This is a genomic window from Pantoea brenneri, assembly GCF_038594305.1.
GTDB lineage: Bacteria > Pseudomonadota > Gammaproteobacteria > Enterobacterales > Enterobacteriaceae > Pantoea > Pantoea brenneri.
The window spans coordinates 69,349-92,537 of the sequence record NZ_JBCGBG010000011.1; the positions used below are offsets into that span (position 1 = coordinate 69,349).

The 23,189-nt window shown below is 54.1% G+C and carries 28 protein-coding genes; 6 read left to right on the forward strand and 22 right to left on the reverse strand.

The features are described 5' to 3' along the window. Positions 1-72: 72 nt before the first annotated feature. From AABB92_RS22710 to AABB92_RS22745, 8 genes are all read right to left on the reverse strand, one after another. Positions 73-891: a hypothetical protein gene (locus tag AABB92_RS22710; protein ID WP_031378017.1), complete on the reverse strand. Its 819-nt coding sequence runs from the start codon at positions 889-891 to the stop codon at positions 73-75. Positions 892-902: 11 nt separating this feature from the next. Further along, complete coding sequence (locus AABB92_RS22715) at positions 903-1,625, reverse strand: hypothetical protein (protein ID WP_008927079.1); 723 nt, start codon at positions 1,623-1,625, stop codon at positions 903-905. Between the two features lie 9 nt (positions 1,626-1,634). Next, positions 1,635-2,186, reverse strand: coding sequence for a hypothetical protein (locus tag AABB92_RS22720; protein WP_031378016.1), 552 nt, complete (start codon positions 2,184-2,186; stop codon positions 1,635-1,637). A 2-nt stretch (positions 2,187-2,188) separates the two neighbouring features. Next, complete coding sequence (locus AABB92_RS22725) at positions 2,189-2,680, reverse strand: hypothetical protein (RefSeq protein ID WP_031378015.1); 492 nt, start codon at positions 2,678-2,680, stop codon at positions 2,189-2,191. A 10-nt stretch (positions 2,681-2,690) separates the two neighbouring features. Further along, positions 2,691-3,161 (reverse strand): hypothetical protein, encoded by a 471-nt coding sequence (locus tag AABB92_RS22730; protein WP_238585886.1) that lies wholly within the window; start codon positions 3,159-3,161, stop codon positions 2,691-2,693. Positions 3,162-3,324: 163 nt separating this feature from the next. Next, the gene (locus tag AABB92_RS22735; protein WP_008927075.1) at positions 3,325-4,035 is read right to left on the reverse strand and encodes a hypothetical protein; all 711 of its coding nucleotides are present in this window, start codon (positions 4,033-4,035) and stop codon (positions 3,325-3,327) included. Positions 4,036-4,046: 11 nt separating this feature from the next. Further along, positions 4,047-5,624, reverse strand: a complete 1,578-nt coding sequence (locus AABB92_RS22740) for a hypothetical protein (RefSeq protein WP_046289612.1) — start codon at positions 5,622-5,624, stop codon at positions 4,047-4,049. Positions 5,625-5,670: 46 nt separating this feature from the next. Further along, positions 5,671-7,410: a hypothetical protein gene (locus AABB92_RS22745; protein ID WP_031378012.1), complete on the reverse strand. Its 1,740-nt coding sequence runs from the start codon at positions 7,408-7,410 to the stop codon at positions 5,671-5,673. Positions 7,411-7,579: 169 nt separating this feature from the next. On the opposite strand from AABB92_RS22745, the gene AABB92_RS22750 reads away from it, so the two are divergent. Both AABB92_RS22750 and AABB92_RS22755 read left to right on the forward strand, forming a co-directional pair. Next, positions 7,580-8,008 (forward strand): hypothetical protein, encoded by a 429-nt coding sequence (locus AABB92_RS22750; RefSeq protein WP_031378011.1) that lies wholly within the window; start codon positions 7,580-7,582, stop codon positions 8,006-8,008. 147 nt (positions 8,009-8,155) lie between these two features. Next, the gene (locus tag AABB92_RS22755; RefSeq protein ID WP_046289613.1) at positions 8,156-8,932 is read left to right on the forward strand and encodes a hypothetical protein; all 777 of its coding nucleotides are present in this window, start codon (positions 8,156-8,158) and stop codon (positions 8,930-8,932) included. Between the two features lie 146 nt (positions 8,933-9,078). On the opposite strand, the gene AABB92_RS22760 is transcribed toward AABB92_RS22755, so the two are convergent. The 3 genes from AABB92_RS22760 to AABB92_RS22770 are packed head-to-tail and all read right to left on the reverse strand — an operon-like array spanning position 9,079 to position 10,519. Beyond that, positions 9,079-9,603: a hypothetical protein gene (locus AABB92_RS22760; protein WP_046289614.1), complete on the reverse strand. Its 525-nt coding sequence runs from the start codon at positions 9,601-9,603 to the stop codon at positions 9,079-9,081. Between the two features lie 53 nt (positions 9,604-9,656). Further along, complete coding sequence (locus AABB92_RS22765) at positions 9,657-9,941, reverse strand: PAAR domain-containing protein (RefSeq protein WP_031378008.1); 285 nt, start codon at positions 9,939-9,941, stop codon at positions 9,657-9,659. Further along, entirely contained in the window at positions 9,941-10,519 is a 579-nt protein-coding gene (locus tag AABB92_RS22770; RefSeq protein WP_046289615.1) for a hypothetical protein, read from the reverse strand. Before AABB92_RS22770 ends, AABB92_RS22765 begins: the two co-directional genes overlap by 1 nt. Positions 10,520-10,714: 195 nt before the next feature. Here AABB92_RS22770 and AABB92_RS22775 point away from each other — a divergent pair, with 195 nt between their 5' ends. The 4 genes from AABB92_RS22775 (at position 10,715) to AABB92_RS22790 (ending at position 12,525) form a co-directional block, all read left to right on the forward strand. Further along, on the forward strand, positions 10,715-11,038 hold the full coding sequence (locus tag AABB92_RS22775; protein ID WP_031378006.1) for a hypothetical protein: 324 nt from the start codon (positions 10,715-10,717) through the stop codon (positions 11,036-11,038). Positions 11,039-11,152: 114 nt separating this feature from the next. Then, positions 11,153-11,434 carry a helix-turn-helix domain-containing protein gene (locus AABB92_RS22780; RefSeq protein ID WP_046289616.1) on the forward strand — a complete coding sequence of 94 codons (282 nt, stop codon included), beginning with the start codon at positions 11,153-11,155 and terminating at the stop codon, positions 11,432-11,434. Positions 11,435-11,474: 40 nt separating this feature from the next. Beyond that, a complete protein-coding gene (locus tag AABB92_RS22785) occupies positions 11,475-11,903 on the forward strand; it encodes a hypothetical protein (RefSeq protein ID WP_342550289.1) in 429 nt (142 codons plus the stop codon). Between the two features lie 22 nt (positions 11,904-11,925). Then, entirely contained in the window at positions 11,926-12,525 is a 600-nt protein-coding gene (locus AABB92_RS22790) for a hypothetical protein (RefSeq protein ID WP_031378003.1), read from the forward strand. A gap of 34 nt (positions 12,526-12,559) precedes the next feature. Here AABB92_RS22790 and AABB92_RS22795 read toward each other — a convergent pair whose 3' ends face one another. The 11 genes from AABB92_RS22795 to AABB92_RS22845 all read right to left on the reverse strand — a co-directional run. After that, entirely contained in the window at positions 12,560-15,133 is a 2,574-nt protein-coding gene (locus AABB92_RS22795; protein WP_031378002.1) for a class I SAM-dependent DNA methyltransferase, read from the reverse strand. Then, a complete protein-coding gene (locus AABB92_RS22800; protein ID WP_046289618.1) occupies positions 15,130-15,957 on the reverse strand; it encodes a hypothetical protein in 828 nt (275 codons plus the stop codon). Before AABB92_RS22800 ends, AABB92_RS22795 begins: the two co-directional genes overlap by 4 nt. Continuing rightward, positions 15,954-16,862, reverse strand: a complete 909-nt coding sequence (rdgC, locus tag AABB92_RS22805) for a recombination-associated protein RdgC (RefSeq protein WP_031378000.1) — start codon at positions 16,860-16,862, stop codon at positions 15,954-15,956. The genes AABB92_RS22800 and rdgC overlap by 4 nt, the downstream gene beginning before the upstream one ends. A gap of 64 nt (positions 16,863-16,926) precedes the next feature. Beyond that, positions 16,927-17,535, reverse strand: coding sequence for a baseplate protein (locus AABB92_RS22810; protein ID WP_082097650.1), 609 nt, complete (start codon positions 17,533-17,535; stop codon positions 16,927-16,929). Continuing rightward, positions 17,532-18,521 (reverse strand): hypothetical protein, encoded by a 990-nt coding sequence (locus AABB92_RS22815; RefSeq protein ID WP_031378184.1) that lies wholly within the window; start codon positions 18,519-18,521, stop codon positions 17,532-17,534. Before AABB92_RS22815 ends, AABB92_RS22810 begins: the two co-directional genes overlap by 4 nt. After that, positions 18,521-19,291 carry a hypothetical protein gene (locus AABB92_RS22820; RefSeq protein WP_046289619.1) on the reverse strand — a complete coding sequence of 257 codons (771 nt, stop codon included), beginning with the start codon at positions 19,289-19,291 and terminating at the stop codon, positions 18,521-18,523. The genes AABB92_RS22815 and AABB92_RS22820 overlap by 1 nt, the downstream gene beginning before the upstream one ends. Further along, positions 19,288-20,073, reverse strand: a complete 786-nt coding sequence (locus AABB92_RS22825; protein ID WP_031378150.1) for a hypothetical protein — start codon at positions 20,071-20,073, stop codon at positions 19,288-19,290. The genes AABB92_RS22820 and AABB92_RS22825 overlap by 4 nt, the downstream gene beginning before the upstream one ends. Continuing rightward, complete coding sequence (locus AABB92_RS22830; protein ID WP_046289620.1) at positions 20,073-21,290, reverse strand: hypothetical protein; 1,218 nt, start codon at positions 21,288-21,290, stop codon at positions 20,073-20,075. The genes AABB92_RS22825 and AABB92_RS22830 overlap by 1 nt, the downstream gene beginning before the upstream one ends. Next, a complete protein-coding gene (locus tag AABB92_RS22835) occupies positions 21,283-21,615 on the reverse strand; it encodes a hypothetical protein (protein ID WP_046289621.1) in 333 nt (110 codons plus the stop codon). The genes AABB92_RS22830 and AABB92_RS22835 overlap by 8 nt, the downstream gene beginning before the upstream one ends. After that, positions 21,612-22,265: a hypothetical protein gene (locus AABB92_RS22840; protein ID WP_031378148.1), complete on the reverse strand. Its 654-nt coding sequence runs from the start codon at positions 22,263-22,265 to the stop codon at positions 21,612-21,614. The genes AABB92_RS22835 and AABB92_RS22840 overlap by 4 nt, the downstream gene beginning before the upstream one ends. A gap of 162 nt (positions 22,266-22,427) precedes the next feature. Further along, a partial coding sequence (locus tag AABB92_RS22845; RefSeq protein ID WP_342560942.1) for a hypothetical protein occupies positions 22,428-23,189 on the reverse strand: 762 nt, incomplete at its 5' end.

Consider the following 23,189-nt stretch of genomic DNA (forward strand, 5'->3'; position numbering starts at 1 on the left):
ATCTGAATGGCGCGCCATAACGGCAGTGCGTCAACGTCACCGACGGGCTGGCGTGCGGTCAGCGTCAGGTTGTCAATGATGGTTAGCCATCCATTGAGGTGAAAATCGTGGAACAAAAAATCCAGAGCGAAATGGGATAAACAGTTGAGTGGTGTTCATCTGCTTATCCTCCTTTTCGCAAGCTACGGGCGGGAGCAGAAGCCTGACTTCACCCTGTGTGATTTGCATCAGCAAGCCGTGGCGCAGGTTGCGCTGCATCAGCTGGATATGAGCCACTAGCGGCGCGAACTCGAGATCGGGAACCATGCTTTCCAGAATGTCGAAGCGGCGATTTGCGGCCTCTTCAAAATCAGCTGGATCGTCATCCAGCGCGGTGCAAAGTGCGAACTCTGCAATACGCATGCGCATAATGGCGGTTTCATAATCCGGCGCGTCAGCATCCGGCAGACCGGCGCGCATGCGCTCCAGCATTTCCTGCCCGCGCCCGGTCAAAGGCTTGAGCGTCCAATCAGTTGGTACGCCGTTTACCGGGACATTCACGCGCTCAAAGGGCTCGATGGTTAGCAGCTCAACGGTCTCCGCCAGTTCACTCAGATCAAAGTCATAGGTGTGCAGTTCCTGACAGTGCTCACAGCTGTAGTGAAACGCCTCCAGGTTGTCAGCGCGGCTGTTAATCATGATCCACCACAGCGCTGTGCGTCGCTCCTGTGCGGTCCAGTCGCGGCTGTCATTCATCGGACCTTCCTGCAAGGCATTCAGGTATTCCGTAACGCGCCGTTCGTCACCTAACATGTCGGGAGAGCAATATTTCAGGGCGTCTTTGATCACCGGCTGTCGGAAGATGATTTCAGTGGCAGGGCGCGACGCTAGCGGCAGTGGAGGGATGATCACAGTGTTGTCCTTCAGAATTTAATGAGGTTTGATGCGGAAGATTGAACCTGGTTTGTAATTCCCCCTGTTACTCCTTTCAGCAGTCCGTTTGCGAGACTTCCGGCGCTGGTGTACTTCACAAATGTCACCGGAATGGTGGCAAACTCGCCCACGGCATCGCGGGCGCGGGAGATCTCGCCAATCGTGGTGATAAAGCCTTTCATTTCCTCTTCAAGCGAGGTGCGGCCGTCCTGTGAGACACGGTAGATCCGGATGTTGAGCAGGTAGGCTGGCGGCAGATTAAAGGTGCCGTCTCCGTTATGGATCCGCGCACGGCGCTCCTTAAACTTCTGCAGAATTTCGCCATCCTCGTTATCACGAACGGTCATCGAGACAGAGCCCGCCGTGATATGAGTGGGCTTGACGAACTCGTTACCGCCGATCAGTTTGCTTTCGGTCTCAACGTTGCCCGTGCTGTAAGTGATATCTTTCACGTACATGTCCACGCGGGAGAAGCCGTCTATCTCGATGTTCCACTGCCAGCCCTGCGCGTACCGGATGCGCATAGCCAATTCGAGGATGGTTTTCGCGTTGGCCAGCTCAGGCGGCAGACCGGCATATGATGCGCCGGCGCCGCCGCTCATGGTGGCGGAGGCACGGGACAGGATGTTAGAGATCAGATTGCTTCCAGCCTGTTTTGCCGTGCTGGCGGCAAAGCCTTTGATATTCCCGGCCAGACCGTTAAAAAAGCTCATAGCGCCCCCTTACCAGGTGCTCATTGCGGGGATAATTGCCCGGCTGGCGGAGATCTGCATTTCCAGATCGGTTTTACGCTGGTGGAGCGTTGCCTCATCCGGCAGAAACGATGCGTCGAACTTGCCGGCGATGTGCAGGCGGCGCAGGCGCTCGACATTTGGAATAGCGATCAGCACTTCCAGGTAGTCTTCGAGCAGCCCGGTAATGTCTGCCGGTAGCTGTGTCTCTTCGTAATCGCAGTCACGGATATTCCGGAAGTAGAGCAGGGTAAACGGCCATTTCTCGCGGCCAGTCAGCTCAAGCTCAATGGTTGAATCGTAGGGATCGGCATACACCAGTGCGCCATTGAAATCGTTCACATTTACCAGTGACAGGTAATCAGACGGAAAAGGGAGGCTTGCGCCCCCCAGTTTCTCAATGCGTTTACGGCCTGGTACACCGGCCCGATCCTGATAGACGCCGAGAGCCTGGCGGAGAAGGCTGGTTAATAACGCCTCTTCATCCACCAGCAGCGTCGTGAAGCGCGCTTTCACGGCTTCAAGCAGTTCGACCGGCGTCATGATTATTCAGCCCAGTTGTAAACAATGCGCAGCGGCAGCTTCACGGCAGCAGTGGTGTCTTCAGAGCCAAAATCGACGGCATCTGAGTACACCTTGCAGTGCAGGTAACTGCGTGTCAGGCCAGCGCTGTCGCCACCGTTCGACTCTGCTGCTGCAGCAAAGGTGATATCAACGTATTCTTTGTTGAGCACCATCTGGCGCACCGCTGCAAACACGTCACCTTTGATGGTTTCAACGCAGGTCGTCTGGAACTCACCAGAGTTTTTCAGGGTGCCATGCTGGTTAAACTTCATGCCACCTGGTGCCACGTCTTCCACGTCCTCACGGGCCATTTCCGGCAGCTGCGTGGTACGGATCAGGATCGACAGGTTCGGGTAGCCTTTAACGGTCATCCAGTACTCAGAGCCGATAAGTTTTTCGCCCGCGGCAAGGTTCTGGTTAAAGCGCTTTTTCAGAAAGGCGGTATCGGCTTTCGTGTTGGAAAATCCGGACATAATTTGTTCCTCAGATAAACATATATGGAATGTCAGACTGGTTCTGGACGCTCAGGCCGGAGCACTGGAGCGTGACGGTGTTGTGGGTGTAATGCCCTTCGGCAGTGCGGGGTGCGTCCAGCTGGTAGCCGACACTTCGGATCACCACGTCCATCAGCTTCAGGCGACGGCCAACGTCCATGATCACGGGGAGAGGACGGCGGCCACCCGGCAGCGCAGCGTTCAGTTCAGGGGAGGCCATCTGCTGCAGCGTCATGATTGCGTCCATCACTTCCACCTTCGCGTTCATCGTGGCCATCAGGTCTACAACGATGCTGAACTCAGGCGGCTGCTGACCTTCCCAGATAAGCAGGGAGTTGAAATCCGACTTTGATGTACTGCCACTTACCGCCTGCACACCGCCCGCCAGCTTGCCACCAGCAGCACTCACCGCACCGGCGACGCCGCCCAGCGAGTCATTGGCGAACGGGGATTCCCACATGGATTCAATGCTGGCTGTAGAGCCTTCCCCGATGTAGCCCACAACCATCGCCGTTTCTGACGTGATATAGACTTTCAGGAAGGGGCTAACCCCATCTGGCATGATTGCACCGCAGATCATCGCGCTATCCTCAATGCCGCCGGTCTTACCCGGCGGCTATCCCTTACAGGCCGCGCTTCTTACGCAGTTTCATCGACTTTTTACGGTGCGCATTTGCCATCGAGCTGTGCGCCTTCGTGCGGGCTTTTTTCAGCGCCTGCTTCTGCAGCGACGTCATGCGGCGCTTCTTCGGACGCTTGCGGATCAGCGTCACCTGGCCGTCACGCACAGCTTTGAAGGTGGCCGACTCAAGCATCGCTTCACCGCCTTCACCGCCAGCCACGGTGTAATCTGCGATCGCTTCATCGTCGTCAGCCAGGCCGGAAAGCGCCTCGAAAACGCTCTCAGCGGCGCTGTCATCGTCGTCGTCGATCATGCTGGTGACGTCATCCTGGTCCGCGCCCAGGGCTACAGCGGCGTTTGCCAGCTGGCCCAGCGCGTCGTTGAATGCGTCTACCTGCTCGTCATCCAGATCGTCGTCGTCAGACAGCGAATCCAGACCGGCCAGCACCAGCGCCAGCGCTTCAAAGCTGTCAGAATCGGCTTCGCCATCGGCCACCCAGCCCGCCAGCAGGGAAGCGGCTACGGAGCGGGCGTCTTCGCCAGCGCGACGCTCTACAGCCTCAAACATCGCCACATTGCGCGCAGATGCGGCGTTGCCTAAACCCGCGCTTTCCAGCATGGAATCTTTAATGGCTGGCTCTTCAGCTGCAGCAGGTTTCTCGAATGCAGCACCCAGCAGGCCATGCGTTCTGTGATTAAAAATGTTGTTCATAATTTCCTCTGTTAACGGAACAGCGTTGGCTTGCCGACGATGCGGCGTGAAGATCCGGTAGGGCAGACAGACCAGGAGGCTTCCCACAGGTCGATATCTTTCTGCACCACGGAGACAACAAACGGCTCAGTGCCTTGCGTGACATCACGCGGTTTAACCAGTGCCTCAGCGGCTACGAAGCGCTCCAGCAGATCGGTTAAGCCATCAGTCAGGCCTTTGAAGGTGATACCGTCCGGCTCATGCTTCAGCGCTTCTGCCACGTCATAAAAACCGCGTGCGATCGCGTTCATCAGCGAACTGATGTGCTGCAGGCGCAGGTAGTTGTTTTTAGCGAACGTAGTCAGGGAGTCGTCGATATACATGTTCCCGGCTTTATCGAGGCTTACCGGGTTGATGCGCGCAGTCACAAAGGCTTCGCGGTCGATCTCGTCCAGATTCGGGATAGGCTTGATATTCTGACGGTTGATGATTGCGCGTGACACGCCAGCAGGTGAGTAATGCCAGCCACCGACGTCGGAGACCAGCGCCACGCCTTTGGCTTTCGCCACAAACGCATCACAGGAGATCCCCCAGTTAACGTTGGTGCCGGTGAATGCGTCGCGTGCGGTGTACGGCCAGTAGTAGCGTGCTGGCTGATGTGAACCGCCGAGGCCGTGACCCAGCGCCTCCGCCATCGCCGCTGCAGACAGCTGCGCACCATGCACGTCGTAGAACATGTCGGTACGGGTGTCTTCCGCCAGCTTGACCAGCGCCGCGATCACGGTCGGGTCATAGCAGCCCAGCGACAGTACAGCCGTCCAGGAAAACATGGATTTACGCAGAACCGTCAGGGCTTTGGTGTAGTCAGCCGTGGCAATAGCAGACAGATCGCCATCAATGCCGCCGCTAAACTGCATATCGTCGAAGCCTTCAGTGATAGGCTGCATCAGCGTTTCAACGTCGTCCGATACGATAGCGCGAAGGCGGGTAGAGCCATTTTCCAGCGCGGTCGGCAGGAAGGCAGGCGAACCCATGTCGCTGGTGGCATTGGTGTTGAAAGAAATCTGGTGGGATTCCAACACTGACTCACCGCCAGCCGCGTCAACTTCCTTCAGCGTCAGGATGTAGAAGCCCGGTGCCGTTTTGTCGGCTTCCATGCTCAGAGTGCGATTTGCTGAGGCGTCGCCATCCTCGATGTAGATCATCGCTGCAGCGCCAGCCGCCAGAACCGGATCGGAAGACGGCGCAAAGTTGCTGGCCACCACGCTCAGCTCCTGCATGGTGGTATCAGCCATCAGGGACAGGGCAGGGATCTTCATGCCCGGTGCCGCCACACGGACCACATAACCATCACCGCCGTTAACGGCAGTCGCTACGTGGCGCAGCGGCTCAAATGCCGCACCGCTGCGCGGGTGAATGGCTTCGCCCAGCACCGCTTGATAGTTATCAGCCGTGACGCGCAGAACAGCGCCGATTTTGCCGCGGCGGGCAATAACCAGACCGGCAAAGACGGACGCGCCGCCAGATGCAACGGAAGTCGTCGCATCAGCGTTGACTTCCTGCACCGCAATGCCGGACGCCTGGCCCACAGAAAAACGAATCTTATTCATGTGAAATGTCCATGAAATGCCCCCTTAACGGGGGCGTTAAGGGGGATTAGCTGCCGGTGCCGGTGGCAGCTGCTTCAGGAGCGGTTTCGCCTTCGATCTGCTTACCGGTCAGCATGTTGTAAGCGCCGACTTTGGTGTTGGTCAGGGTCAGCTTGGCGAAGTAGTTTTCACCATTGCGCGGGTGCAGCTCGTTCAGCGAAGAGCCCCAAAGCGTGGTGCGGTTAACCAGCGACGGGTTGGTTTCGTGAACATACGGAATGGCCGGAACCGCGTCACCCGCGATCAGGCCAGCGTCACCGATAGAATCACCGCGGCCGTAGAAAAGAATGTCCTCTTTAGCCAGTGCCACGCCGTCTACCACGAACTGATCGCAGATAGCGGTAGGGACTTCGAAGATTTGATAAATACCGAACAGGGTGCCGATACGCTGGATGTACGGTGACTGCACAAAGTTAGGATCAGCCTGGAAGACGTTAGCAGGCAGGCTCTTCAGGAAGTTCGCAGCCTCACCACCAGCGAAGCCGCCACGGATACCGGCCTTACGGGTACGGTTCACCATGTCAGTGCTCAGCTGGGTGATCGCGTGTTTCATCAGGCCTACCCACGATTCGTAGGTCTGGCCTTCCGGAAGTGCCACGTCAAATTCACGGTTATAGACGTTATGGAATGCCATCGTGCGCAGACGCATCATGTCCTGCTCGTGGCTCAGCCAGTTACGCATAGCGGTAAACTGGGTAGACGACAGATTGATGCCAAATTCACGGCTCAAATCAGATGCGGCCATAACGGTGTGTTCAGACGCGATCACGAACTGCGATGGCTTAACGGTGAACTCACGCATGGACTGGTTGATAACCGGGATCAGGCCTGGTGCCTTCTCGACGTTGATCTCAACCTGTGCCGCCAGCTCAGTACCCTTAGCCGGTGCATCGGTAAAGGTCACAGCGATGCTGCCTTTGTCGTAATCGACCTTACAGGTGGCCGCAAAAGCATTGCCTTTGACGTCTTTATCAGAGAAATACAGGTTGCCGTCGCCGTCATCGACTTTGCCCGGACGACGGTTGATCAGCAGCTTGGTGCGGCCAGCGCGGATCGGCATATCAGCGCCTTCCACGGTCTTCATGGAGAAGGTGAAGGTTTTCTTGGTGCCGTCCGGCTGCATCGCAGCAGGGAACGGATACAGGCGCTTCATCTGCGAGTACACAGCAGCAGACTGCATGTGCATTTCGTCGCCCTGGTCAAAGCTGCCGAACTTTGTACCGGCGACGTTCAGGAGCTCGTAAATCTTCGCTTCATCGCGCTCACACGGGACAAAGGTACATGCGTCACTGGTGGCCGCGCCCAGTACAGCAGGCAGGATCAGAGCGGCAAACTGCGCCTGGCGCATTACACCGTCAGAAGTGCGCATGTCAGCCGCGACAGATTCAAACATCGCCTTACCGTTGCCTTCGTGCTTATCAGCCGCTGATTCAACCATCAGGTTTTCCAGCGCACGGCTGGCGTTCGCCAGCTGATCAGCTGGTGGATAGTGACCGTGACGCTCTTTGTACTCAATCATGCTCGACGCCCAGGCAGTGCCGACAATGCGGCAGAACTCCGGGTTAACGCCTTCAAACATCGGATCCTGGCCTGCTGCAGCGCCAATGTTCCGTGACATTTCGACGCGATCGGTAATCATCGCGCCAGAAGCATTGCGCTGTGCATCAACGGTAAAAGCCATGACACGCGAAGCACGGGTCATGATGTCCTGCTCACGCATACGTGCAGGGGTAATATCTTTGCTCACAATTCAGCCCTTTTTTCAGGGCGCGGCTGCGAGGGAATTTTTGACGAGGCAAATTTATGCGGTTTGTACTTTGCAGTGTGAAGGAGGCAAGAAAAGATTTTAAAATCTAAGGAAAAACTTTACTTTTTGATGTACCTTTCCACCATGTAATTGACCACTGGTAATCCTCATGTCTTATAAGCTCTATTTTCTGTACACCAACGGCACCAAATCGCACACCTTATCGACCGGTAGTCAGCGCGATGCCCGTCTCCACCTGGACTATCTGCTCAGCGAAAAAGAGCCACGTTCACTGGCTAAGCAGATTGTCATCATGTACGGCGCTGAAATCATCATGGAGGCATGTCCGACGTTAGAAGACGATTCTATCCGCGCTATGGCGCGCTGGCGTAGGGCAGGCAACACGCAGCAGATGCACAATCCGGTAACAGCCTCGATCTACATGCCACTGGCGGCGCGTGAATTTCTGGTTAATCAGGGTGAGGGTTCGCTGGCAGCAGGCATGCGTAAAATCATGCTGGAGATAGGCGGGCCGGAAGTGGCGGCGGGCTACATGGTTGAATCAATTGTACATACTGCCTCCCAAGAGCTAAATTAAGATAATCACGCTTATTTTTAAATCATCAAAATTTCCCTTTTTCAGCCGCATTCATGCGGCTTTATCATTCACAATGTAGTAATGTTTTCTCTTACCACTTTTATTTCAACGCAACCCAATCACCCTGCATCAGCTTAGGAAGATGTAATGAAAAACACCCCAGCCGATTTACCAGAAGAATTAACCTCTGAATTTAACAGAACTAACGATATCGTTTACGAGTTTATGAAATGGATTCATTTTTGCATGATGGATACTGCAAGGGATTCAAGTTTTAATGAAAACCACATGTTATCCTTTCTTCATCAAGACATTCTTGAAACTTTGATGAGTGTACCGATAAATATTGCACAAGGAATACACAACCCCGCAATTAGGGAAAGTCGTTATCTTTTAGAGCTGTGCATAAAACTTACTTACATACAAAGCACATCATATTCCAGCACTATTGAAAGTAAACTTACAGATTTTAATCGCCAACTTTCTGACACTTCTATTTCTTTAAAAAATAGGATATCTCTTTCTTACTTTCCAGATGATTTAAAGGCAGATTTTCTGGAGGAAGTTGGTCGGTTGTATGGTGAAACATCCAGCTATGTACACCTAACTCCAAAGTCTATCGAGTATCGCCAAAACAGATTGTCGAGTGGCAGAATTATGGGGAGAGAATCACCTGAAGATTTAAAAAATGTGAATGACTTACTGGAAAGAATGTATGCCGTAGCCATTTCATTCCTTTCACACTCTATGCCTCAATATGTAATAGGCGACTGGCATGTTAGCAGGAGTGGGGAGCTAATTAAATGGCACTATATTCATTCAAAATATGTTGCAGCAATTGATGAGAATTTTGATTACAAACATGAAAGACAAAAAATCCTCGATGACGTTAAGCAGCAGAGAGAAGCTGGCATTAACTTCTGATTCGAGAAAGGCCCACAATATGGGCCTTTCTTTAAAGATTTAAATTTCTTTCGGAGATTAAATTATTCCTTTGATTACACTCATCAACTAAAGCCAATATCCCAGCTACATAAGCGGGCAACTGATCTGTGAATCCGGGTATATTTTCATCTACCTGACATGGCTGATAGGCCTGCGCTTTTTGAGGCGGCAGTTCCACCAGCTTTGTGACCGTCACGACTTCGGGCGTTAACGGTGCGGGCTTTGTCGCGGAGCATGCGAATAACGCTGGCAGGCAAAGCAGTATGATTAATACCAGCAAGCAATATCGCACGGTTGATCTCATCAATTTCATTCTGACTATCCTCTTTAAGTTTCTCTAATTCCTGCTCCAGCTCCGCCTGTTTCTGTGCGTATTCCTGCCGGTCCTTTTCCCGCTTAGCCAGGGCCTGTTGCAGCTTGGCAGTCTGCGCCTGCTGATCGGAAAGTGCGGCTTTTAGCGTGCTGTTATTGCCGGTGAGCGTTTTGTTGTTGGTGGTGAGCGCATTGTTAGCTGACTCCAGCGCCGCAACGTGCGTCAGGTGGTCTTTAACGGTCACGTAGCCCTTATGGCCCAGTAGCAGCAGAGCAGCGCATAGCACCACAGCTACAGCGCGTTTAAGCCAGCCGGTGAAGGTAATTTCACTGAACATGGTTATTCCTGTGTAAGCGCAGCCATGACGGCTGCGTGCATGAGAAATGGCAATCAGTTCACCTGGAATCCGGCATCGCCTGTTGCGACTGTCGATCCGCATGAAACCTGATCGTCAACGCACACAATGCCTTTGCCGTTAATGGTGAACCACGGACGGCCAGAGACCGCCTTGCCGTTGTGAGTGCTTTTCCCGTCCGTGTGATCCTTAAACAGTTTGCCGTCCACCAGTACGGCCTTGCCGTTGATGGTTAGCCCGGTGTCAGCCTCAGCGGTCTGACGCGAAGGGAAGGCACCGTGTCCGGAACAAACGGAATCCAGCGTACCGGCTGCGGCCATCACGACTCCATCAAATCGTAGAAATCATCTGGAACGCCGCTGAAGGAGACGAACAGGCCAAGCCAGACAGCGCGGCTGGCGTCTGTGATGTAGCGCGACAGCTTGACGGTACTCAGTACCTTCTCAACCCACCTGGTCTGCGTCAGTTGGTCAGCCGGAGACATTTCGCTCCAGACGTCGGTAGACATATCGCGTCCCAGGTTGAGCGCGTAGATCGCGGACCACATGATCGGCATCAGATCGGCGGTTTTTGGCTCGTCAGACAATGAGCCTTGCACGCCCATGTAGAACTCAGTTGTCGCCAGGCAAACATAGGTCGGGATCAGCAAATAGCGGTGTTCCGGACGCATGGCCATCATGCGAACGCGGGTGTCTTCCGCCGTGGCATTTGCCATCGTCTGCTCAATCATGGCGTTGCGCGAGGTGCGCTGGGATGGGGTAAGCCGCCAGTAGGGCGTTTCAATCAGTGTGCGGGTTTCACGCGAGTAGTCATATTCATAGGAAAACTGCGGATCTTCGCGCATTGCCATATTCAGGTTATGGAATAGCTCGAAGTGCGAGGTCTTACGGTTGCTCATAATTCATCCGATCGTGTTAATGGAGCGGAGAGAGTAGGGGGTTTGTAATTTAGAGAGGGTAAGCTGTGATAAAAACTTAAAGATTTTAAAATATAAAATTTATAGAAAAATGACTTTAGGTTTTCGGCACTTTTCCCGTATAGTCTGGCTTCGCGGCAGGTTGAGCCGCTGCTCACTGAAAAAAAGGAATGCGAAATGAACGATGTTTACGGACGAATGATCACCGATGCTAATTTGCCTGTTGAGAAAACTGTTCTGGCATCGTCCCAGAGAACCGGTGTGCAGCTGCTCGAGTGCGGTGAAGACTGCCAGGGGCGCTATGAAGTGATCACAGACAATGTGCTGGTGGCCTGTACCGACGATTACGCGAGAGCGCGGGACTACTATTTCAGAGAAACCAGCCGTGTGAGCGCGTTACACAAGACCGCCTATAACATGCGTTTAAGGGAAGCAGAGGCGGCAGGCCTCATTGGCTATCTTTTTCGGGAATATGCTTGTGAGCGCATCACGATGGATTAGGCATTGCAGCTTCTGAACACGCCTCACGGAATACCAGCAGAATTGCTGTCAGCTTAAGCGTCACTTGCTATTGGGATACCAAGTACTATAATATTTGGGGTAGAGGAGTAGCCTATGAACCTGAGTAATCAGCATGAAACTCTGAAGAGTTTTCGCGCAAGGATAAGTGCAGTGCCGCTCATGAGCGGAGAACAGATTAAGCAGTTACGTGAAAGCCATCATTTAAGTCAGGCGATGCTTGCTGAACTGATGAATCTTTCCGTTGTGACAATATCAAAGTGGGAAAGAAACGAAAAAAATCCGAATGGGGCTGCGCTGGTTTTACTCAATGCGCTAGCATCAGGTGGCGCTCAAGCCTTTTCATGGCGGATAAGGGAGGGAGGCAATGTCGATTAGAAAAAGTTATTCACAATCAGACTCTGAGATAATGGAGATCATGCGCATTGTAGATAATGCCGCAAAGCGTGTTGCTGCTCAAAATTCTCCAGCGAATGATGAAATTGATGACTTAGATTCTGATTTGATAAGGGATAACTCTTTGCGGCTAGGAGGAGATAACGAGCTTCATGGTGAGGGATTTGATAAACCTGCATGCACATATAAATTCAATACAGAATTTGACACGATAGAAATTATAAAAGAGCAGATCTATAAAGATATGTCTCCGGAAGTGCTTGAGGAGATCTATAAAATTATTAAAGCAAGAGCAGAAGAGAACGATAAACTGATTCAGCAGTACGAAAAAAAACAAAAGTGGAAAATATTTGCTCATCGTTATATTCCTTTCTGTAAGTTTAAAGAAAATATTAACGATGAAAATGTTGACGAAATTTTCAAGATAGCTTATCTGAAATCTCAAAAATAACCCACGGACGGAGTGATTTCTTTTGGCTACCAGAAAAAACTATGTTTTCACTGCACTTGTTACTGATGAGAAGAATCCGCTTGAACTTATGGCATACGCTATTTATAAGGCGGATAAAAACGAAATTGCTGAAAATCTTGCTGCTCAGCAATTACCTTCTCAAGCTATTGATGCAGGAATAAAAAAAATTCATGATCTAGTACTCAGCAGCCCCAGCATCCTCCTTAATTATCGAGTTAGAGCAAGAACACTGGGCGTCGAACTTCTAAAGGAAATGAAAGACGATATAAAAAGAGAAGCTAAGGATGACTTCATAGAACGCGTTGAACAAATGGTCAAAACTGAAATGTCATGGCATCATCATTTAGGCTCATGGATGACAGATGCTGTTAAAGGCGTTTTATCAACTATCTTCGTAATTATTATTTTTGGTGGCGTCTACTCTCTGTTTTTAACAAAAGAAGAAAGGACTAACCTATACAGTGCGGCAGGTCAGTCCTTAATTGATGTTGCCACTGGTGAAATACCTGTAGTAGACAAATATAGAGAAGAAAAAGCTAAAAGAGAGCGGGAATCTCAAGAAAGAGCAGCTAAAGAGCAAGCGGCTAAGCCACAGAACTAAAAAGACCCCCGTACAGAGCGGGGTTTTGTTCGCTTCAGAGCACGGCAATTATGTCGTTGACCGTTTTGCGCGTCTCACTTTTGCAGGATACGGATCTGCGTGTGGCCAGCGGGGCGATTCTGAAGCCGTTGCTGATGTAAAGGTGCAGAATGGCAGGCGCGCTGCTGTTTGTGATTACCACCTTTGCGCCACGGTCCCGCGCCGCCGCCAGGCACTCCACCAGCCGCACTTGATCCGCAAACGTGAATGAGGTGCCGCTGTAGGCCGTAAAACCGGCTTCGTCCGGCAGAGGCTCATACGGCGGATCGCAAAACACTACGTCGCCTTCACCCGCCTGCGCTATCACATCCTCAAATCCGGCACACATGAACGCCATTTCTTTCTGCATGTTGGTGAAGTGCGCCAGCTCGTCCATCGGGAAATAATTCGCATCACCCTTTTTATTCCAGCCCACGTTAAACAGGCCTTTCTGGTTATACCGGCACAGTCCGTTAAAACTGGTGCGCATCAGCGCCAGGAAAAGTGCAGCATGCCGTACAGCGTGTGCCTCACGCCCGTTAAATTCATCCCGGATGGCGAGATATGCCTCATTGGACAGACAGCCTCGCTCCAGCTGATAAGCCGCCTTAATCACAGCGTCAGGATTCCCCTGCAGCTGGTTGAAGAGGTTTATCAGGTCCGGATTAACGTCGCCCAGCAGGTTGCGCTTAAAGCCCGCGTTGATGAACACCGTACCACTGCCGACGAACGGCTCAATCAGGCGCTTACCTGCGGGCAGCATTGGCAGCACTTCATCCAGAACGGAGTGTTTACCGCCAGCCCACTTCAGGAATGAACGGGAGTATTTGTCGTCCGAAACCTTTCGCGCCGGCGCACGCTTTTTCTTTGCCGCTGGTGGTGCTGGCAGGGCAGCAGGCTGCGGTTCAGCGTCGCCAGTCACCAGCATGATTTGATTGGCAATGCGATCGCCAATCCAGCGCATGACTGGCACGGCCATAGAGTTACCGATCGCTTTATAGCGCGGACCATCAGCAGCCAGTCGGTGCGCCTCTTCTTCCGGCATATCGGGGTGCATCAGGCGGAGATAGGCCAGTTCGTCAACGGCAAGGATATTGCGCTTCTTTTCCGGAATCAGGGTCCAGCCATCCGGGAAGCCCTGCAGGCGCTCACACTCTTTAGGCGTCAGGCGCCGGACTTCGCACTGGCTGACGACGGAGGGGAAGCCCTGGCCGGGTTTACCGCCACCAGCTGACAGCGCGCCGGTGATCTGCCCGTCGCCATTGAATAATCGGACCTCTCCACGGGTATTTTCAGCAAACGCTGCATGCTCAACGCATCGGGCAACACACGGCACAGCATCACCTTTGCCCGTCTCCCCGGATTCAGCGCTGAGCGTATGGCAAACGTCTGCCATGTCGCCGCGGCCGTTCCGCGCAATGCGAGTCTGGAAGCCGTAGATGACACATTGTGGCTGTCCGCCGCCGCTGGGTGATCCCGATGTCAGAGTCATAGCCAGCTCGTCGCCAAATTTTGGCGTCTGCTCTGTAGTCATCCCATAAGCAACCACTGACGGCGCATTTGTGTCAGCTTCGTGCGGCTTAAAAGCCACTACAGGCGTACCACGCCCGGTGCCGTCCTCTGAGGCATCATGACCTTCAGCTGTCAGCGTGTGGCTAACCTCACCCGTTGCGCTTTGCACAGCAAACGTCTCGACGTCGAAATCATTGCGCTGGCCTTTAGCCGTCAGGCACGCGGCGACGTTAAGCGCTCCGGAGCAGTTGCCGCCGCCAAACGCAGAAATTAAATGACCGGCTGCAGCGTGGGAGAAGTCAGGGCCACCGACTCCAGAGCCGTTAGCAGTAAGGGGGGCAACTGCCTGCCCCGTTTCTCTGCGCGGCGGAGAATCCCGGCGCACGCCGTCGAACTCAAGAAGTATTTCTGCGGGATCAACGTCGTTTCGAGCACTTGCGACAACGAACACACGGCGGCGGCGTTGGGCCACTCCGAAGTATTGGGCATCGAGCAGTCGCCAGGCGAGTTTGCGCTGTCGTCCAATAACACAACCAGACTTTGGCCACTTCGCCACATGCTTGCCGTCGCTTTTTTTCCATCGCCAGCCGGGGCCGTTTTTCCCGTGCTCAGGTCGTGGGCCAGGTTCAAACGCTTCATCTTCGCCAGCCATTCCGGCAAGGAAGTATCCAAAGGCGTTGTCATCGGTGCTGAGGCTTCCCGGCACGTTTTCCCACAGGTGGACGGCTGGTTGTTCGCCGGTTGATACTCTTTTTTCGTCAATGGCATTCGCTAAATCTACATAGGCAAGGGTGAGTTGACCGCGTGGGTCGTCGAGGCTTTTACGGAGTCCGGCGATAGAGAACGCCTGGCACGGGGTGCCGCCAACCATCACGGCTGGGGCAGGGACAGAGCCAGCGCGAACGCCAGCGGCAATTTTGGTCATATCGCCCAGGTTAGGGACATCCGGATAACGGTGCGCCAGCACGGCCGCGGGAAACTTTTCGATCTCCGCGAACCATGCAGCTTTCCATCCCAGCCCGTGCCACGCGACGCTGGCTGCTTCAATGCCCGAACAGACAGAGCCGTAAGTAATCATGCAAATGCCTCGGCTTCTGTGTATTCGCTGGAAAAATGGGTGTTGATCCACTCATCAATAGACGGTGGAGTTACCTTTTCGATCGCTGCTTTGAGAATGGAGCAACGGCCTCTCAGCACCAGGCGTTTAATGTCCTGCTCGGACAGGCCACGACAGTAGTCAGCTGTCTCAATGGAGTTGGTGATATCGGGGTATTTTTCCCGCGTCTTGGGTATGTTGCAGGCCAGATTAGTACTGTCCGCTGTATGAAGTGGATAGTTACCCAGCACACGCCCGTCCAGCATGCGCAGGCCGTGGATCTTGGTTGAAAACTGGCGCTTAACGTAGATTGCCTCAAATGCTTCTCTCATCCGCGCATGCCACAGCTTTGTGCGGATTACAGCGTACTGCCCGGAGGATCCGAAACAGACGCGTGGCCACTCGTTACAGAGTTCCACCAGCCGCTCAATGCTTTCATGCAGGTGCCACACTGGTACCGCTTTATCGCGCAGGTGCAGCGGCATTTTAGCAATCAGCTGGTCGTTGTCCGCTTCACCACCTTCAATCACGTCCGGTATAACGAAAAACTTCAGCTTGGGATTTGTGTAAAACGTCTCCACACGGCGATAAAAAGTATTCCATTGGATGTGCAGGCCACTTTTCCATGCTGAAAACGCGCCGTTATCAAAGCCGATTGAGTCTGCATGCTCAAAACTGGCCTTCAGCTGGTCCATCCGTGCGAATGAGACAAACGCTCCAGCACCAGCTACAGCCAGCTGGTGGATCTCACCAGCACATCCCCAAATAGGCGTACCGTGATAATGCGCCACAGCGTCAGCAGTCATCGCTTCGCCTCGCCGCCCAGCGCATCCACCAGCCCGGAGAAGAAGCCGGAAAATTCGGCCGTGAACAGCATGAAGTCGGCCAGCATGCGTGCGCGCTGATCCTCACGGTCAATATCATCATTCTGCTGGGTAAGCATGTCGGCGTACTTAATGCCCTTGATGCTCAGGTCATCAGATACGCGACAGAGAATGCGCTCCTGCCAGTCCAGGCTAAGCTGCGTGACCAGTTTCCCGGCCTCGATGTGAGTACGCACCTCGTCGCTCAGCAAATCCTGTTTTTTGCAGCGGATTTTACCGCCGTCTTCCAGTATTGCCGCCAGCTCTGCCTCGTCGCCCAGCGCAAAACCGGCGGGCAGTTCTGCGACGCGTAGCCATTCAGTCAGCGTCAGCTCGATGGGGTCAGCAGTCATCATCGGAATAACCGGCAGGGAGCCGATCGTTTTGCGCAGCAGCGCCAGCATATCCTCGGCGGCTTTTGCGCTGGCCGCGTCAACGTAGATACGGCTGTTAACGCTATCGATCCAGATGTAGGACTCAGAGCGACGCGTGAAAGCACGCGGCAGAAGCACACACAGCGCCTCGTCTCTCAGGCTGACTCTTTCGCTGCGGCGCACCTTGCGCGCCTGCTCACGCTCGATTTTCTCCACTTTCTCGGCAACGTAATCATTTAGCGTGGCCGCTGGCATTATTTTGGTTTCATGCTGACAGCACAGCAGGTACTGGCCGTTCTCGGCCAGCAGCAGGCCATCTGACGTGACATTGATCCAGCCTGATTTAGCCATGTCCTGCGCTGCGCAGGGGGAAAACGTCATCGCCTGCAGCTGCTGCTCCAGCTGTTCCACATCGAGCGGAATATCCCGGTTCAGGCTGTAGGCCATGACGTTTTTAAAGAAGGGTGATTTCATTCAGGAATGTCTCAACTTATTGCGTTAACACATTCTAAATAAAATTTTAGATTTAAGATAACCCTTACTGTTTGAACGCGAATTGCGGTGCGGTTGCGCTGAATGGCCCGCCAGACTGGAACACGATTTTTCCGCCAGCCTTAATAGTCAGGTCGCCGCCAATGTCGATTACCAAATTTCCCGGCCCCAGCAGGTAAATATCCCCGCTTTCGTTCATCCCGACACGCGAACCGCTGGCCGTATTGGCAATCTCATACCCGCCACCAGCAGATCGGATCTCCAGCAGGTTATTGCGGTGCGACACAAAATCCGTTGTCGGATTCAGGGAAGGGCGCGCCGGCGCACCGTCCACAGCTGGTGGCTCATAGCCGCCACCCTGCCCGGACGCTTCAGGCGCGACGCTTGGCACGCCGCCCGGTGCCGACTGCGCAGCGCCGGTGATCAGCGGGCGCCGGGTGTCCGGCTTCCCGCGGCCGTCTTTGTAAGGGAACTCCACCCATACCTGATCGCCCACAATGCAGGGTACAAACGTGTTGCCGATCGGTAGCTGATATTCGGCCCAGGGAAGGGTATCGGCGTCCACGTCCGCCCACTGCGGAGTAAGGCGGATCTGCGCCCGCATGTGTCCCTGCGGGTCTTTTGTCGCCGTGATGATGGCGCGCTGCTTACTCACTTGTTGGGTACTCCTAAAATCATGCGCGTGGTATAGCCAATGCGATCCTCATGGTGAATGACAGCAACGGCGATAAAGTTTTTCGGTAACGTCTCGTCTACCTGGTTTTCCGCGTCATAGCGATGGATCTGCACACCTATAACCATGCCCGCGGTAATGTCCGCGTTGCCACTAACCTCAATATCCAGTTTCGGAACGATCACCCGCGCCATGTTGGTAAGCGTGGCAACGTCGGCGTCGGAAATGTATCTGACCGGCTTTGTCTTATCGCCCACGGCCACGTAGCCCTCTGTCATCGAGTAGCCGACATACTGATAGTCCCGGCTGCTGGTGGCGGCGGCGTCCTGATTGATGTTGCTCAGCTTGCTGATCGTGTACTCGGCCTGCGGATTGTTGGCCTCATAGATAAACGCCGCCTTTGTGCCGATTAGCTTTGCCATGTCCTTCATGCAGAACCTGCCGCGGGCGCACCACACCAGCGCGCCGTGATCGTCAGCAATCTGGCGCAGCACGCCGGACGGTTTCTCGCCCATATTCAGGTGATAGGTCATCGCCTTGCGGAAGGCGTCAGCCTCAATCGTCATTTTGCCCGCGAACTCAGCCATAACGTCACCCGGCTGGCGGTCGGCATACAGCCGCACACGGGCAGAAGGCGTTTTGAGACGCTTCAGGTCCGCTGACACGGCGATTATCCGCACCACGTCACCGCTGGCGGGCGCGGACGTCACGAAAAACGTCTCGGTATACGCGCCGCGCTGCCCGGTCGGGTCGCCCAGTTCTGCCACCAGCTCAGCGCCATACCGGGCGCCCATTTCGTCCACCAGCTTCCCAGCTGGGTCGTGCGTCTCCAGCACCAGCAGCGGCGCAGTCAGCGACGTCTTCTCGATGTAAATCGCTGACGTTATCCAGCTGCGCGGCATTTCCACGCCGTTCAGCAGCACTGACTGCAGGAAGTACTGCATGGGCTTATTCTGCTGATCAGCCATCAATTGCCCCCCGGTGCCAGCTGGGTGTCATACCGGACGCTCCGGGCATCAACTTCATGTGCGGTCAGCACATCCACCATGACAATCAGCGACGCCTGGCAGGCGTAAATCCGATCCTGCGTGAACGGCGGCGACATATCGCTGAACATGATGGTCTTGGCGTCCTGAATGCTGCAGTTGAGCTCCACAGGCCAGTGGACCAGCTTCTCCTGCGCTATAAAATTAGTGGAGAGCCGGGAGCGGAAGTTAGCGGCCAGCGTGTTGCACATCAGCGACAGCGTATCTTTGTCACTGGCTATCAGGGTGATGGAATAATTGAGCGAGGCCTGGGTAGCCTCAAGGTCGGCCAGCGGCATATTGCCCTGTGACTCGTCTGTAAACTGGCCCAGCTTGCGGTCGATCTCCTGGTCGTTGTTGTCATAGGTGATATCAAACCCGCGAGAAAGGTTGATCAGCGGCAGGGCGTCGCGGTTCAGGTCCGGCATGTCCGACGCCTTCACGCTGCGGCGTCCGGCGCCCGCCTGGCGCACGGCGCGCAGAAAGTCCATGACGTCATCAAACTTGCCGACGAATACACGATCTTCCGGCTTCCGCGCCAGGAATGAGGCAAATCGCTGCTCATGCTGGCGCGGGGCGGTCATTATGGCGCTGCTGAATACGTCATTCAGCGCCTTCGCTACAGCGGCATCAGCGGCGGTGAAGCCGGTACTCTCCACTTTGCCGGTGCGTGTAGTTACCCATTCTCGGGTGCGGGAAAGCAGCTGATTCATTCGATCCGTCCGTTGCTGGTGGTGTCAAAATTGCGGGCAGGAATGCAGTAGTAAAGCGATCCGACATTCTGTGTGCCGAAGCCGTAAATCCGGTGAACGTACCACCAGCGGCGCGCCAGGGTGCCGCTGGCCATCTCTTCATTCCACTCCAGAATTGAGCCAACCGGCACACCCTCGGCGGCGATGCGCAGGATCAGCACATCATCGGTTAATCCGTCCTGTTCACCATCGGCATCGAGCACCTGGAAACTCTCGCGCTCGTCCGGGCAGTCAAGCACCGTGACAATGACCGGATCGGCATCTTCATAGCTCAGCTGACGCTGGTTGTTGTTCAGCTCGGTGAATGACGGCTGTTCGAAGCCGGTTTCATCGTCCACCTCGCCCACGTCGCGCATATCCGGCAGGTACAGCAGCGCCTGATACGCGCTGTAGTCGCTCTCAATCGCTTTAATCCAGTCGCGGCGGACCATGTTGTTAAACGTGGCGTGACCTTTGTAGCGCGGCTTCAGCGCCGTGCTCTGTTCGCGTGCGGCAAGTGTATCCGGCAGCGGGGTGCTCAGCGGGTCGTGATCCTCACTACTGCCGCCGTCAGCGTCATCAGCACCGCCAGTGGTATCGCCATCGGGTGATGTGGCGGCGGTCGGCGCGGCGGCGTCCAGATCGATAACAGCGCCGCTGCTATCCTGCGTATCGACAGCGGCAGAAGGTTGTTCTGTCTCACTGCTGGTGGCCTCGTTAATCGTCGGTGGATTGTCGGCCAGAAATTCATCGTACCGTCCCATTACTGATTACCTGCTTTTGTCTGGTTCTTTGCGTAGTCGATAAACATTTTCTCGGCCTGGGCGCGGGGCGTACCGCTCAGCACCAGGGCGTCAATGAACGTCTGGCGCTGGATCTTCGCTTGGTCAGCCAGCTGCTGACGCAGAAGAGTGTTTTTGGCCTTTTCATCCGCCAGCTCGGCCTGTTTCTTCGCGGCGCGGGTGCGCTGCGCTGCGGTCAGTTTTCTGGCGCGGGTCAGCTGGCCGCGCAGTTTGTCGATCCGCCCGTCGTCGTTGCTCAGGCGCTTGGCCAGCGCGCCCATGCGCTTCTGATATTTCTCATGCTCACGCTTAACGGCGGCGACGTTCGTCTGTGAACTGCGGTTGCGGTTGAACTTCGCTTTGTCAGCGTCGGTGAAGTGCTCAGTGGTTTTGCGCGGATCGTCGCCATAGGCGTTGTTACTGGCGCTTTTGTGCAGCGCCTGCCCGATGCGCACCTGCCAGGAGGCAGATTGCAGGCGGGTGAAGGCGTGAATGACGTGCTTACAGGCAACGCCTTTCAGATTCGGGTTTTTCTCTTTGGGGTAGGCGTACTCTTTTGGCGGGGCAAGGGCAAAGTTGCCTGCCGTGGCGATGTAGCGATACCAGTACTGGTGACGGCCACAATCGCAATCAAAAGAGACGCGGCCAGCGCAGAGTCGCCTGGCAATTTTGGCCGCGCTGTCTTTGTCATTGGTCACTTCCTCCATCAGCTGATCCCACTCTTCAAAGCGGAATTTTACGCGGTGATGCTTGTCGAGTGAGACGGCGGACGCCTCCACGCTGACAGTCAGCACGTTGTGCTTAAGCGTTGTGGGCGTGGCGCGCTTAATGCCGGATCCGTCGTCTACCCGGTTATTGGCGCGCTTAATGTCGATTTGCTGACTACTGGCCACCAGCTGCGCATACGTGATCCCGGCCTGCGATGAATTGAACTGCTGGCGGGCGCCAGCGCGATTCGCCTCAAATCCTTTCAGATCCTCTTTCGTGAAGAACATGCCGGACTTCTTTTTGCCCAGGGCAATAATGTCGTCCAGCGCCTTGTTCTTCAGGGTCAGCGGGTTAAGCGTGCGCCGCGCTGTACGCCGGGATTTGCGGCGGTCTTTATCAATCTGGTCAAAGACGCGAGAGAACTCTTTGGAGGAAAGCCCTGCCGTGTCGTAGCGCCCGGATTTCGTGCGAGCAAACGGAGTATCAGCCACTGATTAACTCCGGCTTCCCGCCTGCAAAGTCGCGTATGCGCCCGCGAAGCCACGCCATATCCGGCAGGGAAAGCGTCTGGCCTGCGGGCAGTGGCTCCATTTCCGACTCGATGCCGCACAACAGGCGGAACACCCAGCGCAGATCGTCATTACCCTCATAGGCGCGGAATGCCGCCAGGTCAGCCCGGTATATCTCATCGAGACGGATGGTGTAGTCGCGGTTATCTTCGTGGAATGACGCGGATCGCTTGATCACTTCCTGGTGAAATAGACTGCGCAGCACTACGTCACTGATCGAGCGATCGTCGAGGCGGTTATAACTCACAGAATGCGTTCCTCGTCGCTGATTCGCTTACCGGCCAGTGTTTCCGGCACCGCTTCGGCGGCTTTGATTTTCTCATAGCCGATGATGCGCTTAAGCGAGTCCATAAGGGACGGCTCCGGCGCTGCGGTCGCGGCGGTCATCGCGTTAATGTAGTCCGCCGAAGCCACGTTGTTATAGCCCACGGCGAAGCAGCACAGGATGGTCAGCACCTGCTCCGGGCGTATCTCACGCCAGTTGATCCGGTAGACCTCTTCACCGCTGGCGTTGTATTCCACCTCAACGATGGAATCGGGGATCTCAAATGCGCCTTTGTTCTCTGCTGGCAGCGCAATGTTGTCCTGCAGCAGGAGCTCGTTATAACGCTCGATGCCGATCAGCACCGCTGCGCGCCCGTCGCTTACCCGCGTTTTGAGTGATACGTGGTTGCCGCCGACTTCGTTTGCCACTTTGCCGGTGGCTTCATCCACCAGCACCTTAAATCCCTGCTTGCGAAGTGCCTCAACGTAGGGGGTGAGTTTGACCAGCTGCTTTCGCATGCTCTTTGGCAGCGCCTGCGGCTTTGACATAACGAGCGTGTGCTCTTCGTAAATGGCGGTGATCGCCATCGGCTGACTGGTGGAAAGGCTGATTACTGCGATTTTTTGTTTCACGTCTGTACCCCTGAAAAGGCGAAAGGCCGCATATAGCGGCCTCTCTGGCTTTTAACGTTCCCAACCGCGCGTTGCAGATTAGGTAAGTTGTCAAAAATTCCATCAGGGAACCGCTAACAGCTTGGGGCGACTGTAAGCGGTTTGTACTTTGCAAAGTTAGTGTCAATCAGTTTTTTCACTGATTTTTTTTACATTCCGATCAAGGTATTCATGGACGCTCTCCACAAAGATTCGAATGTGCGCAATGCATGATTCGACCAGAGAAATGTCGATATGAATTTCTTCACCGCCTATTTTTTTTCCGTTGCGATGAACAATGTCATGCCGCAATGCCATTAGATCACGAATTACTTTATTATCATCATTTAAAACTGATGGAAACTTCTCACCAATAATGTCTGTGTAGACTTTAGATACTTTATCCATATTATGGTAAAGGACATGTGATAAATGGCCCATTATTGCATTGTCTAAAATATCTTTTGGATTTTTATCGAGCAAGAGTGGAGCGCTTATTTTAAGGGTTTTAAGGTCATTTATTTCGTTGATAGCATTACGCCTGAACGCCTCATACTGCATGGTCACAGATTTTAGCATTTCGCTAAGGCATGACTCCATCAGCGTCACGGCATAGGAGAATCGCATCTTCAGATAGATGTGACCATTACCTGTGTGCATTTCTGATAACCGTACCGACTCAAGCTCCTCTAGGAAGTCATCATATATTTCGGTGTGTCTATTTTTCTTTGACCACTCAACATCATTTAAATAACTATCTAGGGAGCCATAATCTGTTTTTTGCAAAACCATCATGCTATTCATTATGTATTGCGCGCCTGAAAACATGGTATCTATTTCAGTTTTTGAAATATTCCCGTAATTTTCAACCATTCCTTCAATGCTCATTTTATATTCCTTTAAGGT

What these genes read in the sequence shown, in the direction of transcription:
- AABB92_RS22750 (WP_031378011.1), top strand. Translation starts at nt 7,580, where the DNA reads ATGTCTTATAAGCTCTATTTTCTGTACACCAACGGCACCAAATCGCAC.
- AABB92_RS22770 (WP_046289615.1), bottom strand. Translation starts at nt 10,519, where the DNA reads ATGAGCAACCGTAAGACCTCGCACTTCGAGCTATTCCATAACCTGAAT.
- AABB92_RS22800 (WP_046289618.1), bottom strand. Translation starts at nt 15,957, where the DNA reads ATGACTGCTGACGCTGTGGCGCATTATCACGGTACGCCTATTTGGGGA.
- AABB92_RS22760 (WP_046289614.1), bottom strand. Translation starts at nt 9,603, where the DNA reads ATGTTCAGTGAAATTACCTTCACCGGCTGGCTTAAACGCGCTGTAGCT.
- AABB92_RS22825 (WP_031378150.1), bottom strand. Translation starts at nt 20,073, where the DNA reads ATGGGACGGTACGATGAATTTCTGGCCGACAATCCACCGACGATTAAC.
- AABB92_RS22725 (WP_031378015.1), bottom strand. Translation starts at nt 2,680, where the DNA reads ATGTCCGGATTTTCCAACACGAAAGCCGATACCGCCTTTCTGAAAAAG.
- AABB92_RS22785 (WP_342550289.1), top strand. Translation starts at nt 11,475, where the DNA reads ATGCGCATTGTAGATAATGCCGCAAAGCGTGTTGCTGCTCAAAATTCT.
- AABB92_RS22715 (WP_008927079.1), bottom strand. Translation starts at nt 1,625, where the DNA reads ATGAGCTTTTTTAACGGTCTGGCCGGGAATATCAAAGGCTTTGCCGCC.
- AABB92_RS22735 (WP_008927075.1), bottom strand. Translation starts at nt 4,035, where the DNA reads ATGAACAACATTTTTAATCACAGAACGCATGGCCTGCTGGGTGCTGCA.
- AABB92_RS22755 (WP_046289613.1), top strand. Translation starts at nt 8,156, where the DNA reads ATGAAAAACACCCCAGCCGATTTACCAGAAGAATTAACCTCTGAATTT.
- AABB92_RS22795 (WP_031378002.1), bottom strand. Translation starts at nt 15,133, where the DNA reads ATGATTACTTACGGCTCTGTCTGTTCGGGCATTGAAGCAGCCAGCGTC.
- rdgC (WP_031378000.1), bottom strand. Translation starts at nt 16,862, where the DNA reads ATGAAATCACCCTTCTTTAAAAACGTCATGGCCTACAGCCTGAACCGG.
- AABB92_RS22780 (WP_046289616.1), top strand. Translation starts at nt 11,153, where the DNA reads ATGAACCTGAGTAATCAGCATGAAACTCTGAAGAGTTTTCGCGCAAGG.
- AABB92_RS22730 (WP_238585886.1), bottom strand. Translation starts at nt 3,161, where the DNA reads ATGTGGGAATCCCCGTTCGCCAATGACTCGCTGGGCGGCGTCGCCGGT.
- AABB92_RS22775 (WP_031378006.1), top strand. Translation starts at nt 10,715, where the DNA reads ATGAACGATGTTTACGGACGAATGATCACCGATGCTAATTTGCCTGTT.
- AABB92_RS22765 (WP_031378008.1), bottom strand. Translation starts at nt 9,941, where the DNA reads ATGGCCGCAGCCGGTACGCTGGATTCCGTTTGTTCCGGACACGGTGCC.
- AABB92_RS22740 (WP_046289612.1), bottom strand. Translation starts at nt 5,624, where the DNA reads ATGAATAAGATTCGTTTTTCTGTGGGCCAGGCGTCCGGCATTGCGGTG.
- AABB92_RS22815 (WP_031378184.1), bottom strand. Translation starts at nt 18,521, where the DNA reads ATGGCTGATCAGCAGAATAAGCCCATGCAGTACTTCCTGCAGTCAGTG.
- AABB92_RS22720 (WP_031378016.1), bottom strand. Translation starts at nt 2,186, where the DNA reads ATGACGCCGGTCGAACTGCTTGAAGCCGTGAAAGCGCGCTTCACGACG.
- AABB92_RS22820 (WP_046289619.1), bottom strand. Translation starts at nt 19,291, where the DNA reads ATGAATCAGCTGCTTTCCCGCACCCGAGAATGGGTAACTACACGCACC.